The sequence below is a fragment of the Bradyrhizobium sp. LLZ17 genome, from assembly GCF_041200145.1.
In the GTDB taxonomy this organism is placed as follows: Bacteria; Pseudomonadota; Alphaproteobacteria; order Rhizobiales; family Xanthobacteraceae; genus Bradyrhizobium.
On record NZ_CP165734.1, the window covers coordinates 7,477,708 to 7,496,186 of the forward strand.

The 18,479-nt window shown below is 62.6% G+C and carries 17 protein-coding genes and 2 pseudogenes; 14 read left to right on the forward strand and 5 right to left on the reverse strand.

Features of this window, described 5'->3' with window-relative positions:
* Positions 1–187 precede the first annotated feature (187 nt).
* From AB8Z38_RS35525 to dhaK, 14 genes and pseudogenes are all read left to right on the forward strand, one after another.
* Complete coding sequence (locus AB8Z38_RS35525) at positions 188–943, forward strand: alpha/beta fold hydrolase (RefSeq protein ID WP_369722182.1); 756 nt, start codon at positions 188–190, stop codon at positions 941–943.
* A 63-nt stretch (positions 944–1,006) separates the two neighbouring features.
* Positions 1,007–2,485, forward strand: coding sequence for an NADP-dependent succinate-semialdehyde dehydrogenase (gene gabD / locus AB8Z38_RS35530; RefSeq protein WP_369722183.1), 1,479 nt, complete (start codon positions 1,007–1,009; stop codon positions 2,483–2,485).
* Positions 2,486–2,870: 385 nt separating this feature from the next.
* Positions 2,871–4,217: an ABC transporter substrate-binding protein gene (locus tag AB8Z38_RS35535; RefSeq protein ID WP_369722184.1), complete on the forward strand. Its 1,347-nt coding sequence runs from the start codon at positions 2,871–2,873 to the stop codon at positions 4,215–4,217.
* 101 nt (positions 4,218–4,318) lie between these two features.
* Complete coding sequence (locus AB8Z38_RS35540) at positions 4,319–5,278, forward strand: carbohydrate ABC transporter permease (RefSeq protein WP_369722185.1); 960 nt, start codon at positions 4,319–4,321, stop codon at positions 5,276–5,278.
* Positions 5,275–6,228 (forward strand): carbohydrate ABC transporter permease, encoded by a 954-nt coding sequence (locus tag AB8Z38_RS35545; protein WP_369722186.1) that lies wholly within the window; start codon positions 5,275–5,277, stop codon positions 6,226–6,228. Before AB8Z38_RS35540 ends, AB8Z38_RS35545 begins: the two co-directional genes overlap by 4 nt.
* On the forward strand, positions 6,225–6,437 hold the full coding sequence (locus tag AB8Z38_RS35550; RefSeq protein WP_369722188.1) for a hypothetical protein: 213 nt from the start codon (positions 6,225–6,227) through the stop codon (positions 6,435–6,437). Before AB8Z38_RS35545 ends, AB8Z38_RS35550 begins: the two co-directional genes overlap by 4 nt.
* A 6-nt stretch (positions 6,438–6,443) precedes the next feature.
* Positions 6,444–7,541: an ABC transporter ATP-binding protein gene (locus AB8Z38_RS35555; protein ID WP_369722189.1), complete on the forward strand. Its 1,098-nt coding sequence runs from the start codon at positions 6,444–6,446 to the stop codon at positions 7,539–7,541.
* Positions 7,534–8,541, forward strand: a complete 1,008-nt coding sequence (locus AB8Z38_RS35560) for an ABC transporter ATP-binding protein (protein ID WP_369722190.1) — start codon at positions 7,534–7,536, stop codon at positions 8,539–8,541. The genes AB8Z38_RS35555 and AB8Z38_RS35560 overlap by 8 nt, the downstream gene beginning before the upstream one ends.
* Positions 8,538–9,152: a dihydroxyacetone kinase subunit DhaL gene (gene dhaL / locus AB8Z38_RS35565; protein ID WP_369722192.1), complete on the forward strand. Its 615-nt coding sequence runs from the start codon at positions 8,538–8,540 to the stop codon at positions 9,150–9,152. Before AB8Z38_RS35560 ends, dhaL begins: the two co-directional genes overlap by 4 nt.
* Positions 9,149–9,549 (forward strand): annotated as a pseudogene (dhaM, locus tag AB8Z38_RS35570) (dihydroxyacetone kinase phosphoryl donor subunit DhaM). The gene dhaL and the pseudogene dhaM overlap by 4 nt, the downstream one beginning before the upstream one ends.
* Positions 9,542–9,856, forward strand: a complete 315-nt coding sequence (locus tag AB8Z38_RS35575) for an HPr family phosphocarrier protein (RefSeq protein ID WP_369722194.1) — start codon at positions 9,542–9,544, stop codon at positions 9,854–9,856. Before dhaM ends, AB8Z38_RS35575 begins: the two are co-directional and overlap by 8 nt.
* A 5-nt stretch (positions 9,857–9,861) precedes the next feature.
* A complete protein-coding gene (gene ptsP / locus AB8Z38_RS35580; protein WP_369722195.1) occupies positions 9,862–11,460 on the forward strand; it encodes a phosphoenolpyruvate--protein phosphotransferase in 1,599 nt (532 codons plus the stop codon).
* Positions 11,457–11,888 (forward strand): hypothetical protein, encoded by a 432-nt coding sequence (locus AB8Z38_RS35585; RefSeq protein ID WP_007592625.1) that lies wholly within the window; start codon positions 11,457–11,459, stop codon positions 11,886–11,888. Before ptsP ends, AB8Z38_RS35585 begins: the two co-directional genes overlap by 4 nt.
* Positions 11,889–11,927: 39 nt before the next feature.
* Positions 11,928–12,917, forward strand: a complete 990-nt coding sequence (dhaK, locus tag AB8Z38_RS35590) for a dihydroxyacetone kinase subunit DhaK (RefSeq protein ID WP_369722197.1) — start codon at positions 11,928–11,930, stop codon at positions 12,915–12,917.
* A 2-nt stretch (positions 12,918–12,919) separates the two neighbouring features.
* On the opposite strand, the gene AB8Z38_RS35595 is transcribed toward dhaK, so the two are convergent.
* The 5 genes and pseudogenes from AB8Z38_RS35595 to AB8Z38_RS35615 form a co-directional block, all read right to left on the reverse strand.
* Positions 12,920–13,891: an ABC transporter ATP-binding protein gene (locus tag AB8Z38_RS35595; protein WP_369722198.1), complete on the reverse strand. Its 972-nt coding sequence runs from the start codon at positions 13,889–13,891 to the stop codon at positions 12,920–12,922.
* Positions 13,888–14,862: an ABC transporter ATP-binding protein gene (locus tag AB8Z38_RS35600; RefSeq protein WP_369722200.1), complete on the reverse strand. Its 975-nt coding sequence runs from the start codon at positions 14,860–14,862 to the stop codon at positions 13,888–13,890. Before AB8Z38_RS35600 ends, AB8Z38_RS35595 begins: the two co-directional genes overlap by 4 nt.
* 3 nt (positions 14,863–14,865) lie before the next feature.
* Positions 14,866–15,726, reverse strand: coding sequence for an ABC transporter permease (locus AB8Z38_RS35605; protein WP_369722201.1), 861 nt, complete (start codon positions 15,724–15,726; stop codon positions 14,866–14,868).
* Positions 15,723–16,666, reverse strand: a pseudogene (locus AB8Z38_RS35610) (ABC transporter permease). The gene AB8Z38_RS35605 and the pseudogene AB8Z38_RS35610 overlap by 4 nt, the downstream one beginning before the upstream one ends.
* Positions 16,667–16,745: 79 nt before the next feature.
* Complete coding sequence (locus AB8Z38_RS35615) at positions 16,746–18,287, reverse strand: ABC transporter substrate-binding protein (protein ID WP_369722202.1); 1,542 nt, start codon at positions 18,285–18,287, stop codon at positions 16,746–16,748.
* Positions 18,288–18,479: the final 192 nt, after the last annotated feature.

Genomic DNA, 18,479 nt, shown 5'->3' on the forward strand with positions numbered 1-18,479 from the left:
CGATGGAGTTGAAATCCCCTGAATTGCATGGAGCCTCAAAGCTATCCGGAGCGTGGCCTGAAGGGCGGCAGGTGGCGCCGGACCGCACGGGATCGGTGCGGGGGCTGACCCGGCGCAGCTTCCATCGCATCGCATTCACGGATTGGGGGCAGCGTCCGCAGTGCGGCCGGTGCTCTGTGTCCATGGATTGACCAGAAACGGCCGGGACTTCGATCATCTCGCCGCAGTTCTCGCCCGCGCAGGGCGGCGTGTCATTTGCCCGGATTTGCCAGGCCGGGGACAAAGCGAGCGGCTGCACGACAGCAGCGACTATGCCTTGCCGCAATATTGCAGCGACATGACCGTGCTCCTGGCGGCGCTCGGTTCAACGGAGGTCGACTGGGTCGGCACGTCATTGGGGGGCCTGATCGGGATGGTGCTGGCCGCCCTTCCGGGCAGTCCGATCCGCCGCATCGTCGTCAACGATATCGGCCCCTATCTGCCCTGGGCCGGATTGCTTCGTCTCGGTGCCAATCTCAACGAGGCGCCAAAATCCTTTGAGTCGATCGAACAGGCCGAAGGCTACTACCGGCGGGTTCTGGCGCCTTTCGGACGATTGGAGGATGCGCACTGGCGGCATCTGACGACGCATAGCGTGGCCTGGAACGTGGAGGGACGCTGCTTCAAGCCGCTGTGCGATCCGAACATCGCGCATGCGTTTCGAAACCCCTGGCACTACAGCGTCGATCTCTGGAAATACTGGGACGCGATCGACGTCCCCGTTCTGGTAATCCGTGGGCAACAATCGGATTTGCTCTCGGAAAGCCTCCTCAAGGACATGATGCGGCGCAATCGCAATGTCCGCGTCCACACTGTCGCGGACTGCGGCCATGCGCCGGCCTTGATCGCCGACGACCAGATCGAGGTCTTGACGCAATTTCTGAGTGGCAAGGAGCTCAGTTGACGTTGAGCGCTTCATGCCGACCTGCATCATAACGGTATCAACCCCAACGTAGCGGTGCTCACGATGATTTCGAAACTCACGCTTAATAATCCGAGCCTTTTGCGTAACGCTTGCCTGGTCGCGGGCGAGTGGGTAGCGGCCGATAGCGGCGGCACCATTGCGGTCGATAATCCCGCGACCGGCGCCGTGATCGGGCATGTCCCCAATATGGGGGCGGCCGAGACCAGGCGCGCCATCGAGTTTGCCAATGCGGCGCTGCCGGCGTGGCGTGCCCGGACCGCGAAAGAGCGCGCCGTGATCCTGCGACGCTGGTTCGATCTGATGATGACGAACCAGGACGATCTCGGCGCGATCATGACAGTAGAGCAGGGCAAGCCGCTTGCTGAAGCGAAGGGCGAGATCGCCTATGCCGCAAGCTTCATCGAGTGGTTCGGCGAAGAAGCAAAGCGCGTTTATGGCGATACAATTCCGGGCTTCACCGCCGATCGCCGCATCATCGTCCTGAAGCAGCCGATCGGCGTTTGTGCCGCAATCACGCCGTGGAATTTTCCGGCCGCGATGATCACGCGCAAGGCTGGCCCGGCGCTGGCGGCGGGTTGCACCATGGTCGTCAAGCCGGCCAGCCAGACACCGCTATCGGCGCTGGCGCTTGCGGTGCTGGCCGAACGGGCGGGCGTCCCCAAGGGCGTGTTGTCCGTCGTCACGGGTTCGGCGTCGGCGATCGGCGGAGAAATGACCTCCAATCCGATTGTGCGCAAGGTGACGTTCACGGGTTCGACCGAAATCGGCAAGAAGCTGATGGTACAAAGCGCGTCGGCCGTGAAGCGCACGTCCATGGAGCTCGGCGGCAATGCGCCCTTCATCGTCTTCGACGATGCGGACATCGATGCCGCAGTCAAGGGCGCGATAGCGTCGAAATACCGCAATGCCGGCCAAACCTGTGTTTGCGTCAATCGTATTCTTGCGCAGGACAAGATCTACGACATGTTCGTCTCGCGTCTGGCTGAGGCGGTTGGTGCGTTCAAGATCGGTGACGGGTTCGAGCCAGGCGTGACGATTGGCCCGCTGATCGACATGCGCGCCATCGAGAAAGTGGAAGAGCATGTTTCCGACGCCGTTTCCAAGGGCGCCCGCGTCGTGCTCGGTGGCAAGCGCCATGCGCTTGGCCGTACGTTCTTCGAGCCGACGGTGTTGGCGGATGCCACGCCGGGCATGTTGATCTTCCGCGAGGAAACTTTCGGCCCGGTCGCGCCGGTATTCCGCTTCAAGACTGAAGAGGAGGCGATCCGGCTCGCGAACGATACCGAGTTCGGCTTGGCCGCCTATTTCTACGGCCGCGATATCGGGCGGGTCTGGCGCGTTGCCGAGGCGCTTGAATACGGTATCGTCGGCATCAATGAAGGCCTGATCTCGACCGAGGTTGCACCGTTCGGCGGGGTCAAGGAGAGCGGCAACGGCCGTGAGGGCTCGAAATACGGCATCGAGGACTATCTCGAGATCAAATACCTCTGCCTGGGCGGAATCCAGATTTCTGCTGCTTGAGCGGTTGCCGGCATCGGGATCAAAGCACCGGCGGCTCAGACGCAAGCCAAAGGCCCCCGCTTCTTCGATCAAAAGCAACAGACATCGAACGCCGTGATTAACTTGCCGAGCGCTGCACCACGGCAGTGAACGACCTCATTGGCTGTCACGCCCCGCCCAGCGGAAGCTCAAACTCCGTCCGGAACAGCCTGCTTGCAATGTTTAGTAACTCGTGGTTCACTAAACAAATCGAGCTTGGCTGATCCTTAAGAATCCAGGCAGGCACGAGGAAACGTCCGTTTAGTCGTTCAGCCCGTGAAGGACTGTATCGCTCTGCTCGAAGCATTCGAGCGGGTTGGAGAGTCGCGCCATGTCGATGGCCGGCCCCACTGGGAGGGAAAGCGTAATGAGACAGACAGTAAAGGCGCTTCTTACTAGTTTCGGAGTTCTCGCATCCGCGCTCGGTGCCGGAGTGGGGACGACACCTGCGCACGCGCAGGCCAAGACCATCACGCTGTGCTGGGCCGCGTGGGACCCGGCGAACGCGCTGGTCGAACTGTCGAAGGACTTCACCGCCAAGACCGGCATCGGTATGAAGTTCGAATTCGTGCCGTGGACCAACTATGCCGATCGATTCCTGAACGAGCTCAATTCGCACGGCTCGCTGTGCGATCTCATCATCGGCGATTCTCAGTGGATCGGCGGCGCCGCGGAGAACGGCCAGTACGTCAAGCTCAACGATTTCTTCAAGAAGGAAGGGATCAGCATGGACGACTACATGCCCGCCACCGTGGTCGGATATTCGGAGTGGCCGAAGAATACGCCAAACTACTGGGCATTGCCCGCCATGGGTGACGCGGTGGGCTGGACCTATCGCAAGGACTGGTTTGCGCGGCCCGAGATCCAGGCGGATTTCAAGGCCAAATTCGGCCGCGATCTCGCCGTGCCGAAGACGCTTGACGAACTGCGCGACATCTCGAAGTTCTTCCAGGGCCGCGAGATTGACGGCAAGAAGGTCTATGGTGCTTCGATCTATACTGAGCGGGGCTCGGAAGGCATCACCATGGGAGTGTCAAACTATCTCTACGACTACGGCTTCAAATATCAGGATCCGAAGAAGCCATATTCGATGGACGGGTTCGTCAATTCGCCTGGGGCCGTGAAGGGGCTTGAGGCCTACAAGGAGCTCTACAAGTGCTGCACGCCCCCTGGCGCCTCCAACTCCTACATGTCGGAAGGCCTCGATGCGTTCAAGTCCGGCCAGGTCGCGCTGCAGATGAACTTCTTCGCCTTCTTCCCGGGCCTCTACAAGGACCCGAACGTTGGTGGCGACAAGATCGGTTTCTTCAGCAATCCGGCCGGCCCCGCGGGGCAGGCGACGCAGCTCGGCGGACAGGGTATCTCGGTCGTTTCCTATTCGAAGAACCAGGGCGAAGCGCTGCAATACATCAAATGGTTCTCCGGCGGCGATGTGCAGAAGAAGTGGTGGGCGCTGGGCGGTTATTCCTGCGCCAAGTCCGTGTTGAACGATCCGAGCTTCCCGAAGAGCGCGCCGTTCGCCGGGGAGTTTCTGAAGTCGATGGGAATGGTCGTCGACTTCTGGGCCGAGCCATCGTATGCGCAACTCCTGCAAGCCGAACAGAAGCGCGTGCATGACTACGTCGTGGCGGACAAGGGCACTGCGCAGGAAGCGCTCGACGGTCTGGTGAAGGACTGGAAGGCCATCTTCAAGGAAGAAGGCAAGAAGTTCTAAGGCAACCGCCTGGAGCGCACGCGAGCGCGCTCCAGGCTCTCTTCGGGATTATGGGCAGCTGTGGTCAGCTGACGCTCCCGGCGCGAGGATTGACCAAAGCCATGAACGATTTGAGTGCCTCATCGCAGATCACCTACGGGGCCGTCCCGGTCCGGCCAGCCTTGGCGCGTCGGATCCGGGGCCTGTCGGACCAGGCGCTCGCTTGGCTCTTCATCACGCCGACGATCGTGCTCCTGCTGGCGATCAATATCTTCCCGCTGGTGTGGACGATCTATCTCTCGTTCACCAACTACCGCGCCAACCGGGCGAACGCGCCGACGATATGGCTGGGCACCGACTGGTACCAGTCGATCCTGACTGATCCGGATATCTGGGCAGCGATGCAGGTAACGGCGCATTTCGTGATCTGGACCGTGCTCATCGAGACCGTGCTCGGATTTGGTCTTGCCCTCCTCATCGACAAGAAATTCCGTGGCCATGGCATGTGGACCACGATCATTCTGCTGCCGATGATGCTTTCGCCGGCGGTCGTCGGCAATTTCTGGACCTTCCTTTATCAGCCGCAGATCGGATTGTTCAATTACGTGGTCGCTTTCTTCACGGGGCGCGACGCTTCGTCGTTCCAGATGCTGGGCGACGTGACACTCAGTCCCTGGGCCATCGTCATCGTCGACGCCTGGATGTGGACGCCCTACGTGATGCTGATTTGCCTGGCGGGACTGCGCTCGATTCCGGATTACATCTATGAGGCGGCGGAGGTCGACCGCGCGTCGAATTGGCGGCAGTTCTGGTCGATCACGCTGCCGATGGCGCTGCCGTTCATCATGCTCGCGGTGCTCTTTCGTGGCATCGAGAACTTCAAGATGTTCGACATGGTCAACCTTCTGACCGGGGGCGGGCCGGGCTCGACCACGGAAGTCGCTTCCATCACGCTGAAGCGGGCAGCGTTTGAAAGTTGGCGAACCGGCTATTCCTCGGCCTTCGCAATCATTCTGTTCGTGACGGTGTTCGGCCTCGCCAACATCTACGTCAAGGCGTTGAACCGGGTGAAAAACCGATGAGTGCCGCAAATACAGCCCATTCAGTCGTCGAACCGTCGGCCGAGGTACGCCGCTTCGCCGGCCTGTTCGTCATACTCTATGCCATCATCACGATGATTCCGCTGCTATGGATTGTGCTCACCTCGTTCAAGTCGCCAGACGATGCGATCTCCTATCCTCCGAAGATACTGTTCAAGCCGTCGCTCGAAGGCTACTGCAATCTATTCACGACCCGCTCGCGCCAGACGCCGGAATTCATCCAGACGCTGGGTCCGCCGCAGGGGCTTTGCGATCGCATTGCGCGTAGCCGCAACATGGTCGTGGCCGGTCCGTCGAACTATGTGCCGCGTTTCGTCAATTCGCTGATCATCGCGTTCGGTTCGACGATGCTCGCCGTCACGCTCGGCACATTGTCGGCTTATGGGTTCTCGCGGTTCCGCGTGCCGCTGAAGGACGACCTGCTCTTTTTCATTCTGTCGACGAGGATGATGCCGCCGATCGCGGTCGCGATCCCGATCTACCTGATGTACCGCACTGTCGGGCTCTCGGACACCCGGCTTGGGATGATCCTGCTCTACACATCGGTCAACGTTTCGCTCGCCGTCTGGCTTCTCAAGGGTTTCATCGACGAAATCCCGCGGGAGTACGAGGAGGCGGCGATGATCGACGGCTACACCCGTTTCCAGGCATTCGTGAAAGTCGTGCTGCCGCAGGCGACAACAGGAATCGCGGCGACGGCCATCTTCTGCCTGATTTTTGCGTGGAACGAATACGCCTTTGCGGTGCTACTGACCTCCGGGAACGCGCAGACGGCGCCGCCGTTCATACCGATCATCATCGGCGAGGGCGGTCAGGACTGGCCAGCAGTCGCGGCCGGTACGACTTTCTTCCTGGTGCCGATCGTCGTGTTCACGGTGCTTTTGCGCAAGCATCTCCTGCGCGGAATCACCTTTGGAGCCGTCCGCAAATGAGCCTCGATGCGAACACATCCACGCTCCGACGCGACTTCGCTGACAGGATTCTGCGACGCGGTCCGCTGGAGGCCATCGCGACGACGATCATCGCCGCCGGCGTGGTCATGCTGATGCAGCCATTTTTCCTCACCCTCTATTCGTGGTCGTTTGCGACCACGCTGTTCGGGACGGTGATGTTCACCATCGTCTCGAAGGTCAGGGAGTAAGGCGCGATGGCACAGATCAGGGTCGAAGCGCTCGACAAATCCTTCGGGACGTTTCATGCGGTCAAGGCCGCCAGCTTCACGGTGGAAGACGGCCAGTTCCTGTGCCTGCTCGGGCCTTCCGGCTGCGGCAAGACCACAACACTGCGCATGATCGCAGGGCTGGAATTGCCGACGGCCGGCACCATCAGGCTCGGCGGCGAGGACGTTACAATGAATCGCGCCTCGGCGCGCGATATCGCCTTTGTGTTCCAGCTGTTTGCGCTCTATCCGCACATGAACGTCCGACGCAATATCGGCTTTCCGCTGAAATGCGAGCGAATCGGAGCGGCGGAGCGCGACCGGCGGGTAGTGGAGGCTGCGCGAATCCTGCGGATTTCCCATCTCCTCGACCGGTCGGTGTCGGGCCTCGCGGGCGGCGACCGGCAACGCGTCGCACTTGGGCGAGCCATCGTCCGCAAACCAAAATGCTTCCTGATGGACGAGCCGCTCGGCGCGCTCGACACCGAAATGCGGGAGGCGATGATCCATGAATTGCGCGCGCTGCATGACCGGCTCGGCGCGACTACGGTGTATGTCACGCACGACCAGCTCGAGGCCATGGCGATGGCCGACATGATCGCGGTGATGAACAACGGCGTCGTCGAGCAGGTCGCGAGCCCCCGCGACATCTACGACCGGCCTGCTTCGCTCTTCGTCGCAGACTTCATCGGTTCACCACCTATGAATTTCCTGCCGTTCCACGGTCGACTGCAAGTCGGCGCGCAGGCGGTCTGGCTCGGCGAGCGCGAAGTCGCAATTCCTGCGGCACGCGAGGAGCTGGCGGAAAGCGATCTCGTCCTCGGGGTCCGGCCGGAGCATGTTCGGTTCACCGATCGCGGCATGGTACGGGGCGAGGTTTATGGGTCGGAATATCTCGGCACGACCCAGATCGTGACCGTGACGACGCACTACGGCGCACTCAAGGCCCGTTCGCCCAGCAGCATGCGCTTTCGGACCGGAGAGAGTGTCGGGCTCGACTTCCGGCCCGACACTCTCTCGATCTTCGACAAGGCGTCGGGTCGGGCCATCCGCACCGCGCTGCATGAAGGATATGCGCATGGCTGAAGTCGAGATCAAGGCGGTCTCCAAGTCGTTCGGCCACACGCAGGCGGTCGTCGACCTGTCTCTTACCGTGGGAGACGGCGAATTCGTTGCGTTGCTCGGACCCACGGGCGCCGGCAAGACGACTGCGCTGCGTCTTGTCGCCGGGTTGGAGACACCCGACAGCGGTTCGATCCGCATCGGCGGACGCGATGTGACCGGCGATGCGCCGGCCGATCGCGACGTCGCCTTCGTCTTCCAGCAATATTCCTTGTATCCGCATCTCAGCGTGTTCGAGAACATGGCTTTTGCGTTACGTGCGCCGATCCGCCGCGTCCCCGAAGCCGAGATTCGCGCAAAAGTGCAGGAGGTCGCCCGTCTTCTCCACATCGAAACAAAGCTGCAGAACAAGGCGACGCAATTGTCGGGCGGGCAGATGCAGCGTGTCGCGATCGGCCGGGCCTTGGTGCGCTCGCCCTCGATCTATCTGATGGACGAGCCGCTCTCCTCGCTGGATGCCAAGCTGCGCGGCGAAATGCGCCTCGAACTCAAGCGCATCCAGACCGACCTCGGCGCCACCATCCTCTATGTCACCCATGATCAGACGGAGGCGATGACCATGGCTTCGCGCATCGGCGTGATCGAGGCCGGCCGGCTGATGCAGATCGGTACGCCGCGCGAGATTTACGAGAACCCGGTCAACGCCCATGTCGCCGCGCGGCTTGGCCAGCCGATGATCAACCTGCTGCCGGCGGCACTATTTGCCGGCATTTCGCCCGGCGCCAAGACCATCGGCGCGCGTACCGAGCACCTGACGATCGCCCGCAGCGGCGGAGACGTGTCGGCGACCGTCACGCGAGTCGAACATCTCGGCGACCAGAGCCATCTCCACCTCGACCTCGGCGGCCAGCCGGTCGTGACGCTGGCCGACCCCGAGGCGAGGTTGGGCCCGGGGGACATCGTTTCGCTCCGACTCAACAAGCCGCTGTTATTCGATGCGGCCGGCGGGAGGGTCGCGGCATGAGTCTGGATCAGGTTGCCAGGGAAAAGCTGGTGCGGGCGTTGGCGGAATCCGTGATCCAGCACGCCGACGAATTAACGAGCCTCGATCAGGCGATCGGCGACGGCGATCACGGGCTGAACATGAAGCGTGGCTTCGAGGCCGTGCTCGCGACACTGCCCGGCCTTGCCGACAAATCGTTGCCGGAAATGCTGAAGGCGATCGGAATGACGCTGGTGATGAAGGTCGGCGGCGCTTCCGGGCCGCTGGTTGGCACGTTCTTCATGGAGCTGGGCAAGGCGCTTCCGGAGCAGCCGATCCGAGCGGATCTCGTCACGGCGACGGAGAAGGCGATTGATGCCGTCAAAGCACGCGGGCGCTCGGAGGCGGGGCAGAAAACCTTGCTGGATGTCCTGGTGCCGGTGCAACTCGTGTTGGCGCAGGGCGGCGATGCCAAGGCGATAGCGGCGGAAGCGGCGCAAGCGGCCGATCGCACCACACCCATGCTTGCCATCCGCGGCCGTGCGTCCTTTCTCGGCGAACGTTCCATCGGTCATATGGATCCTGGTTCGCGTTCGGCGTCCCTTTTGATCGGCGCGGCAGTCAAGATCCTGGAGTTCGAGGCAAGTTCATGAGCAGTTCAAATTCCGGCAATGTCGGGATCGTTATCGTTTCACATTCCCCGAAGATCGCGGAAGGCGCGGCGGATATGGTGCGCCAGATGGTGGGCAGCGCCGTGCCGCTCGCCTGGACAGGCGGCGACATCGATGGGGGCTCGGCACCAATGTCGCCGGAATTCTCGAAGCGATCGAGGCGGCCTGGTCGCCGGCAGGCGTGGCGGTGCTGGTTGATCTTGGCGGGGCGGAGACAAATTCCGAGATGGCGGTGGAAATGCTGCCTGAAGATCGACGGGCGCGCGTTGTCGTCTGCAATGCCCCGGTGGTCGAGGGAGCTGTGATCGCGGCAACCGAGTCTTCGGGCGGCTCGCCGCTTGCCGCGGTCAAACGTAGCGCGGAGGAATTCTATGCATGATGCTCACGCCAGCCGGCCGGGCGAAACGCCGGTGCCGCTGACAGCCTCGGCGGTTCTCGTTAACAAAGTCGGTCTTCATGCGCGACCGTCGGTCAAGCTCACGCAATGCGCCAAGGGTTTTACCGCAAAGATCGAGCTCGCCCTCGCGGCTGACGGGCCCTGGACGGATGCCAAGAGCCCGGTCAAGGTGATGCGCGTGAAGGCGCCGCAGGGCGCAACGCTGCATTTCCGCGTGACCGGGCCCGATGGCAGCGCAGCGCTTGCTGCTCTACTGGCACTTGTGCATGACGGTTTCGGTGAGGCCTGATCGCGGTGGCAGAGATCCATCTCATCGGCCGTGCTGCCTCGCCGGGTCTTGCGATCGGACCGGTCGCCATGCTGACCACGGCTGTGGCCAGGCGGACAGCGAGCGACGATCCCGCGCAGGAGGCGACGGCGCTGCGGGCGGCGATTGAAGGCGCGAGGGCGGAGATCGCCGAGCAGATCAAGACGAACCAGGGCGACGTGGCCGACATTCTGGAATTCCAGGTCGCCATGCTAGAGGATGATGCGCTGGCGGATCCGGCCTATGGGGTCATCTCGGAGGGGGTCACTGCCGACCACGCCTGGCGCTTGGCACTCGACGTGGAGATAGCCGGCTATCGCGCTGCTGAAGATGAATATTTCCGTGCCCGAGCGGCCGATCTCGTCGACATCCGCGACCGGGTGCTCGCGCATCTGAGCGGTGTGGACACGGTCGCCAGGATTGCCAATGGCTCGATCGTCGCGGCTGACGACATCACGCCTTCCGCTTTTCTTGCGGCTGACTGGTCGCACGGCGGCGGCATCGCCCTGGCCGCGGGCTCACCGTCCTCGCATGTTGCGATGTTGGCGCGGGCGCGCGGGGCGCCCATGGTGGTTGGGCTCGGCCCGCTGTCGTGGAACGGACAGTCACCGGCATTGGCGCTCGTCGACGGCGATGCCGGCACCGTGATCTTCGATCCAGAGCCGGAAACGCGCCGCGTGTTCGAACAGCGCATGGCGGTTGCGAATGCCGCGCAAGCCGCAGCCGATGACGGCCGGCTCGAGTCGGCTCGCACAGCCGACGGCCGGCCGATCGCGGTCCTTCTCAATATCGCTGCGCCCGAGGACCTCGCTGGCCTCGATCCCGCAATCTGCGACGGCATCGGCCTCGTGCGTACGGAATTTCTGTTCGAAGCGTCCCGGGGCCTGCCGGACGAGGACGCGCAATATGCAGTCTATCGGCGCATTCTCGACTGGGCCGAGGGAATGCCGGTCACGATCCGCACCCTCGATGCCGGCGGCGACAAGCCAATCGCAGGCTTGACCATCGATAACGAGCGCAATCCCTTCCTCGGCCTCCGCGGCATCCGTCTCTCGCTCGCGCGGCCGGACGTGTTTCGGCTGCAACTGCGGGCACTGTGCCGTGCGGCCGTACACGGGACGTTGAAGGTGATGCTGCCGATGATCGCGGTCCCTTCGGAACTCGACCGTGCGAATGCCCTGCTGGATGAAGAGTTCACGGCACTCAGGGCGGAGGGGATCGCCTGCGCCCGACCGCCGCTCGGCATCATGGTCGAGGTCCCGGCGGCGGCGCTCCGCGCCGAGGAATTCGGCGCGGCGTTCTATTCCATCGGCTCGAACGACCTGACCCAGTACACGATGGCGGCGGCGCGCGACATCGGTGCCGTCGCGGACCTCAACGATACCAGCAATCCGGCGGTGCTGGCGCTGATCTCGCGGACTGTCGAGGCCGGACGAAAACGCGGCGTGGAGGTCTCGCTCTGCGGTGATGCCGCGGCCGATACGCGCCTGACCACGGCGCTGATCGCCACCGGGTTGACAACTCTCTCGGTCTCGCCGATTGCGGTCGCACGGCTCAAGGCGGCAATCGCAAAGGTACGTTCATGACGGATGAAGCAGGCGAGGATACCCGGGCGCCTGGTGACAGCAATGTGGCGGATTACAAGGCCATCCTGCGACGGGTGCTCGACAATCGGCCCTCGGGAACGCGGCTGAAGCTGGCGGCGGCGCTGGGCAAGAATCGCTCCTTCGTCACCCAGATCACCAATCCGGCGTATCTGGTGCCGATTCCGGCAAAGCATGTCGCGATCATCTTCGAAGTCTGCCATCTGTCCGGCACTGAGCGCGCGGCATTCCTCAAAGCTTATGGACGCGCGCATCCCGGCCGGCTGCGCGCACCGCACCGCGAGGCGCGCACCCGGATTGTCTCGGTGACCGTACCCGACCTCGGCGACGACAAGAAGAACCGTGCGCTCGAACAACTGATCGTGGATTTCGCCGCGCAACTCGCGCGCTATGCCGAAAGCGTGGGTTGAGCCGTTGATTTGAACAATAGACCAGACGGGAGGACGTTCATGAAAAAGCTGATCAACAGCACCGATACGATACTCGAAGAAAGTCTGGACGGTTTCGCGGCAGCTCATGCGGATATCCTGCTTCTGGGCGCCGAGCGCAAATTCGTCCGCCGCCGCACGTTGAAGCCGGGCAAGGTCGCCCTGATTTCGGGCGGCGGCTCGGGACATGAGCCGCTGCATGCGGGCTTTGTCGGCCTTGGTATGCTCGATGCCGCTTGCCCCGGCCAGGTCTTCACCTCGCCGACGCCGGACCAGATGGTCGAGGCCGCGGAGGCGGTCGACACGGGTGCTGGCGTGCTCTTCATCGTCAAGAACTACGAGGGCGATGTGATGAATTTCAGCATGGCTGCCGAAATGGCCGGGCGGGAAGTTGCGAGCGTTGTGACCAACGACGACGTGGCGGTGGAGAAATCGACCTATACGACCGGTCGTCGCGGCGTCGCGGGGACATTGATCGTGGAGAAAATCGTCGGCGCTGCGGCTGAGACCGGAATGCCGCTTGCCGCTCTGAGGACGCTCGGCGAAGATGTCAACCGGCGCACGCGCTCGATGGGTGTGGCGCTGTTGCCATGCACCGTGCCGGCGGCTGGGCGGCCGAATTTCACATTGGCCGATAATGAAATGGAAATGGGCGTCGGCATTCATGGCGAGCCCGGCCGGCGCAGGGTGCCGTTGGCTTCCGCCGATGCGATCGCCGCAGAGCTGCTCGACGCGATCCTGAAGGATCTTGGGCCCGGCAAGGGCAGCGAAGTGCTGCTTCTTGTCAACGGGTTTGGCGCGACGCCTCTGATCGAACTGTATCTGATGGTCAATGCTGCAAAGCGGATTCTGGACAGCGCGGGCGTCACAGCGGTCCGTTTCCTGACCGGCTCCTACGTCACATCCCTCGACATGGCCGGTGTCTCGATCACCGCATCCGTGCTCGATAGCAAGTCGACGAAACTGTGGGATGCCCCGGTGCAGACCGCAGCTCTGCGTTGGGGTGTCTGATCTCAGGTCGCCACATTGTGACATGCGACTGCTCGAACGCCATGGCCGACCAAACGCAGTTCTGGAACATCGACCAGGCAGCGATCGCTGGCCATTGGACAGCGGGGCGCATATGCGCAGCCGCGCGGCCGCGTGAACAGGCTTGGCGGTTCACCCATTTCGATCGCGCCTAGAATCCGCTTCGAAGGGTCCGGCTTCGGAATTGCTGCCACAAGCGCTCGCGTATAGGGATGGAGCGGATGATCCAGCACCGTCCGCGTCCCGGCCTGCTCCACGACCCGGCCCATATACATCACGGCAACGCGGCTGCTGATCTGCCCGATCACGCCAAGGTCGTGCGAGATGAAGAGCATCGACAGTCTCAACTGGTCACGCAGGTCCATCATCAGATTGAGCACCTGGGCCTGCACGGATACGTCGAGGGCCGAGACCGGCTCGTCGGCGATGATGATGGACGGCGTAGGAAGAATGGCGCGGGCGATTCCGACCCGTTGCCGTTGCCCGCCACTCAGTTCGTAGGGATAGCGAGCGGCAAAAGACGGATTCAAGCCGACGGCCGTCAACGTGGCAGCTATCGCCGCGCTGCGCTCGGCGCGGCTCTTGAAGAAGCCGCTGATATCGCCCGCCTCCGCCACCGAATCTCCAATTGCGCGCCGCGGGTTGAGGGATGCATTGGGATCCTGGAAAACCATCCGGACCTTCAGGCGCATTTCGCGGAGGCTGAAGCCGCTGGCTCCCATCATTTCGGCTTCATTAAACCTGATGGTGCCGCTGTCGGGCTGGACCAGCCCGACGATGGTTCGGCCCACGGTTGTCTTGCCGCAGCCCGATTCTCCGACGATCCCAAGGACCTCGCCTTCCGCCAGCGACAGCGACACACCATCCACTGCCTGCACCCGGTATTTCCGACCGGCTCGCCTGGCCCGGAACGAGACCATCATGTCCCGGACGTCGAGGATGACATCGCTGCTCATCTCAGCTCACCGCCGGCCAGCGGGAATGCGCAGAGCACCTCATGCCCTTGGGAGACCTCCAGGCGAGGCGGGAGGGCCACGCGGCACGCATCGTGCACGGCCGAGCAGCGCAAGGCAAACACGCAGCCAGCAGTGACCGTACCTGGCACCGGCGGCTGACCTGAAATGGTTGGCAGCCGCCGCGCGCCGGAATTTCGCGACGGCATGCAGTCCATCAGTCCGCGGGTGTAATGGTGACGCGGTTTCCCGAACAGCGCATCGACCGCTGCGGTTTCCACGATCCGGCCGGCGTACATGACAGCCACGCGATCGGCGAGTTGCGCAACGACTCCCATGTCGTGGGTGATGAACAATATCGCCATATCGAGGCGATTGCACAGCTCGCGCAAAAGCCCGAGAATTTGGACCTGTATGGTGACATCCAGCGCTGTGGTCGGTTCATCGGCGACCAGCACCTGTGGCCTGCAGGCCAGCGCAATCGCGATCATGACCCGCTGGCGTTGACCTCCCGACAACTGATGCGGATACGCCGACAACTGCATCCTGGCGTCGGGCATACGCACCAGTTCGAGCAGTTCGCGCGCACGGGAGAGAGCCGCCGCGCCCGAAATTCGCTCATGCACGTGCACGGCTTCGGCGATCTGATCGCCGATCCGACGAACCGGGTTGAGCGAGGTCATCGGCTCCTGAAAGATCATTGCCATGCGGCCATGGCCCGCCTCGACACGTTGCCAGGGCTGCAACTGCGTTACGTCGCAGCCCTCCAGCACCACCCGCCCGGTGCGGACCCGTGGACCTGGTTGCGGCAGCAATCCCATGACCGCGAGCGAGGTCATGCTCTTTCCGCAGCCGGACTCACCGACAAGACCGAGGATCTCGCCCTTGGCCAAGCCGAAGGACACGCCCGCGACGATGTCGACCGGGGCGGTTTCCGGTCCTACTGACACCGTAAGGTCGCGAACGCTCAGCACGGCCTAACCCTTCTCACCAAAGACTTGACGGAACCGCGGATCGAGTCCATCGCGCAGCGCATCACCGACCAGGTTCAGGGAAAATGCCGTCGCCACGATCATCATGCCCGGGAAGAAGAGCAACCAGGGGGCGCGCGTGATGAAGGTGCGCGACTCCGCCAGCATGTTGCCCCAGCTTGGAATCTCCGGCGGTGCGCCGAGACCCAGGAAGTCGAGTGAAGCTGCGCCAAGCTGCGCGAACGCAAAGACGAAGCTCGCCTGCACCAGAAGCGGTGAGACCAGGTTCGGCAAGATGTGGCGACTGATGAGCCATGCCGTTCCAGCTCCCATGCTGCGGGAGGCCTCGACATAGGTCTCAGCGCGCAAGCGCAGCGTCAGACCGTAGACGATGCGTGTCGTCGTTGTCATGTAGCCGAGCCCGATGGCCAGAATGACGTTGGCCACGCTCGGGCCGAGGATGACAATCAGGCCCAGCGCGAGAAGCAGGGTCGGGAAGGCCATCAGCACGTCGACCATGCGCATCAGCAGGTGTCCCAGCCGCGGGAACAGAGCGGAAAGTACGCCGGCCGGAACGCCGGTCGCGAGGGCGAAGACCACCACGCCCGAGCCGATCAGAAGTGCCATCCGTGCTGACTGAATGGTGCGCGACAGGGTATCCCGGCCGAATTGGTCGGTGCCGAACCAATGGATCGCGTTCGGGGGCGTCAGACGGATCATCGGATCGATGGCGTACGGATCGTAGGGCGACAGCCAGGGCGCGAACGCGGCGGCGAGCACGGTCGCCAGAAGGACCCCGAGCCCGGCCAGCGCGATCGGCCGGGCGATGAAGGGCTTGAGCCACATGGTCGCGCTGTTGCTGCTCATTGAAGTTCGACCCGCGGATCGAGCAGACGGTAGCTCAGGTCGACGATCAGATTGACCAGAAGATAAACCACGACGATAACCAGGATGACGCCCTGGATCACCGGGTAGTCCCGGCGAAGGATCGACTGAACGACGAGGCGGCCGATGCCGGGCAGGGCAAAGACGGTTTCGGTCACCACCGCTTCGGACAGCAGCGCGGCGAAAGTGAAGCCGAATGCCGAGACGACCGCCAGGAGCGCATTGCGCCAGATGTGGCGGCGCACCACCTGCCAGGGCCGGATTCCTTTGCGCGCGCCGTGCGCACGTAGTCCTCGCGGGAGACGTCGAGCATGCTGGCGCGCGTCAACCGCAGGATCAAAGCGGCATTCGGAGCCGCAAGCGCGAGGCTGGGGAGGAGGAGGTAGCGGAGATTGGCAAGCCCGCCTTCGAATATCGACGGATATCCGGAGCTCGGGAACCAGCCGAGCCAGGCGGCAAAGATCAGGATCAGATAGAGCCCGACCCAGAACGTCGGTATCGACGCCATCAGCATCGCCGCGCCGGACAGCCCCTGGTCGAGCCACGTGCCGTGCCGGACCGCCGCAATCATGCCGATCGGCACACCGATCATCACAACCCAGATCATGGTCATGCCGGCGAGCAAGGTGCTGGTCTCGGCACCATCGGCAATCACCGAAAGCACGGGCGCCTGGAAGAAGATCGACCGCCCGAGGTCGCCCTCGAGCACATGGCCGGCCCAATTCAGGTATTGCAGGATGATCGGTTGGTCGAGGCCGAGTTGGTGTCGCAAGGCGTCGATCTGGTCCGGAGTCGCGGTGTCACCGAGCAAGACATAGATGGGGTCTCCCGGCACGACATGTATAAATGCGAAGATGATGACGGATGCTGCCAGAAGCGTCACCGCCGTCATTCCTGCGCGCTTGAGTGCGTAAGACCACATCTGATTGCGCGGCTGATCAGCGGCAACGATGCGCGCCGGCGCCGGCGCTCGACAATCCCCGCGGCGTCATTGCCCGTCCTTATTTGGTGGAGACATTCCAGAAGGCGGGACCGTTCGGGTTCAGTCCCCTGAGCTTTGGAGAAGCAATGTCATAGGTGTACGCATCGCCCACTTTCATGACCGGTACCTGTTCATAGATCAGCGATTGGATCTTGTCCCATGTCGCCTTCCGAGCGGTTGGATCGGTCGACTTGATCAACTCGGCCCGAAGCGTGCCGATCTCGGGGCTGTCCCACCAGCCGGGATAGGTCGCATTCAGGAACGTGAGCAGCAGCGGGTCGGGCGAGAACGAATGGTGGGTGACGAAGATGTCCCACTGTTCCGGCTGGCCACGCATCTTCAAAAGGGTCGCCCAATCGACGACGATCATCTGAACATTAATCCCGGCATCGGCCAGCTGCCGGGTGAAGACGGAGGCCTCGTCATAATGCGCCTGGTAGTTCGTCGAGACCAGCAGGCGGATCGGCGTCCCAGTGTAGTCCGCCTCCTTTGCGAGTTCCTTGGCCTTCTTCGGATCGTGCGCACTGTAACCGGAGGTGCCTTCCGTCGAGTACCAGGGCGTGCCTTTGGGAAAGATCGACCCCTCGGCATTCCACAGGTCCTTGGGGCCGAAGGCGACGCGCAGCGCCTGCGACTTGTCCAGCGCGGTCTGGATGGCGCGGCGGAGCTTGTAATTGTCCTTCAGGATTCCCTGCTTCGAGTTCATGAAGAAAAGGCCGAAGATCGGCGCGTTGGTACGCTGCACCTGAACCGATGGGTCTTTGCTCAGGGACTCGTATAAATCGCCGGAGATCATTTCTGCATAGTCGTAGTCGCCAGCCTGCACGCCGCTTACGCGCGTGCTGACGTCAGGCACCGGAATGAACCGTATCTTGTCGAAGACGGCGACCCGGGAGCCAGCGAAGCCATCGGCCTTTTCCTTCACCGGCTTGTAGCCATCGAACTTCTCCACTTCGACATAGCGGTTCGGCCGCCACTCCACGAACTTGTAAGGCCCGGTCCCGATATAGTCCTTCTGCTCGATCGGCCGGTTTCCCGCATTGGCTGCTATGTCTTCCGGATAGATCGCAAGACCGCCATTGACGTCCGAAATCAGAGCCTTCCAGGCGCCATTCGGCGATGACAATTTCAGCGTGACTTCATATTTTCCGCTCGCCTCCACCGAAACGGCCGCGGCCATCAAGAGCTTGCCGCGAGCGCCGAAATTGCCCCATCGCGTCATCGAGGCCACCACATCCTTCGCGGTCATCTCCTTGCCGTTATGGAAGAGGACGCCTTCGCGGAGCTTGATGATGATGGTTCGGCCGCCGTCTTCCGCGCGATCGCTTTCGGCCAGCATCGGACGCGGCGTGTAGGTCGAGTTCAGCGCATAGAGGGTCTCGAAGATGTGGCGGCCGATGACCGACGCGACGTCGGCTGTCGTCAGCATGACATCGAGCGGCGGCGGTTCTCCGATGGTGGCTTCGCGCAGCAGGGTGGCGGCATGGGCCTGCGCAATCAAGAACAACGCGGTTGCCATCCCTACGGCGCCACGCATCAAGACACTCGGACCGTATCTCATGATCGCCCCTCCCGCCCGTTGAGCCACCTGCCTCTTAGTGCAGGGGCCGTGACTTCAGCTGCAAGTCTGAGCCACGCGATTGTTTGTTCGAAAGTTACATACACAATTCGAATATTTTCAAGCGGAAAATGCTGGTCTTCCCGGATAAGGCCGATATACATCTGGTCCGTGCTGAAGGTTTCTTACGGCAGC

Bases quoted from the DNA above. Each gene is read 5' to 3' on its own strand.
- gabD (WP_369722183.1), top strand. From the start codon at position 1,007: ATGATTTCGAAACTCACGCTTAATAATCCGAGCCTTTTGCGTAACGCT.
- AB8Z38_RS35535 (WP_369722184.1), top strand. From the start codon at position 2,871: ATGAGACAGACAGTAAAGGCGCTTCTTACTAGTTTCGGAGTTCTCGCA.
- AB8Z38_RS35540 (WP_369722185.1), top strand. From the start codon at position 4,319: ATGAACGATTTGAGTGCCTCATCGCAGATCACCTACGGGGCCGTCCCG.
- AB8Z38_RS35545 (WP_369722186.1), top strand. From the start codon at position 5,275: ATGAGTGCCGCAAATACAGCCCATTCAGTCGTCGAACCGTCGGCCGAG.
- AB8Z38_RS35550 (WP_369722188.1), top strand. From the start codon at position 6,225: ATGAGCCTCGATGCGAACACATCCACGCTCCGACGCGACTTCGCTGAC.
- AB8Z38_RS35555 (WP_369722189.1), top strand. From the start codon at position 6,444: ATGGCACAGATCAGGGTCGAAGCGCTCGACAAATCCTTCGGGACGTTT.
- AB8Z38_RS35560 (WP_369722190.1), top strand. From the start codon at position 7,534: ATGGCTGAAGTCGAGATCAAGGCGGTCTCCAAGTCGTTCGGCCACACG.
- dhaL (WP_369722192.1), top strand. From the start codon at position 8,538: ATGAGTCTGGATCAGGTTGCCAGGGAAAAGCTGGTGCGGGCGTTGGCG.
- AB8Z38_RS35575 (WP_369722194.1), top strand. From the start codon at position 9,542: ATGCATGATGCTCACGCCAGCCGGCCGGGCGAAACGCCGGTGCCGCTG.
- AB8Z38_RS35585 (WP_007592625.1), top strand. From the start codon at position 11,457: ATGACGGATGAAGCAGGCGAGGATACCCGGGCGCCTGGTGACAGCAAT.
- dhaK (WP_369722197.1), top strand. From the start codon at position 11,928: ATGAAAAAGCTGATCAACAGCACCGATACGATACTCGAAGAAAGTCTG.
- AB8Z38_RS35595 (WP_369722198.1), bottom strand. From the start codon at position 13,891: ATGAGCAGCGATGTCATCCTCGACGTCCGGGACATGATGGTCTCGTTC.
- AB8Z38_RS35605 (WP_369722201.1), bottom strand. From the start codon at position 15,726: ATGAGCAGCAACAGCGCGACCATGTGGCTCAAGCCCTTCATCGCCCGG.
- AB8Z38_RS35615 (WP_369722202.1), bottom strand. From the start codon at position 18,287: ATGAGATACGGTCCGAGTGTCTTGATGCGTGGCGCCGTAGGGATGGCA.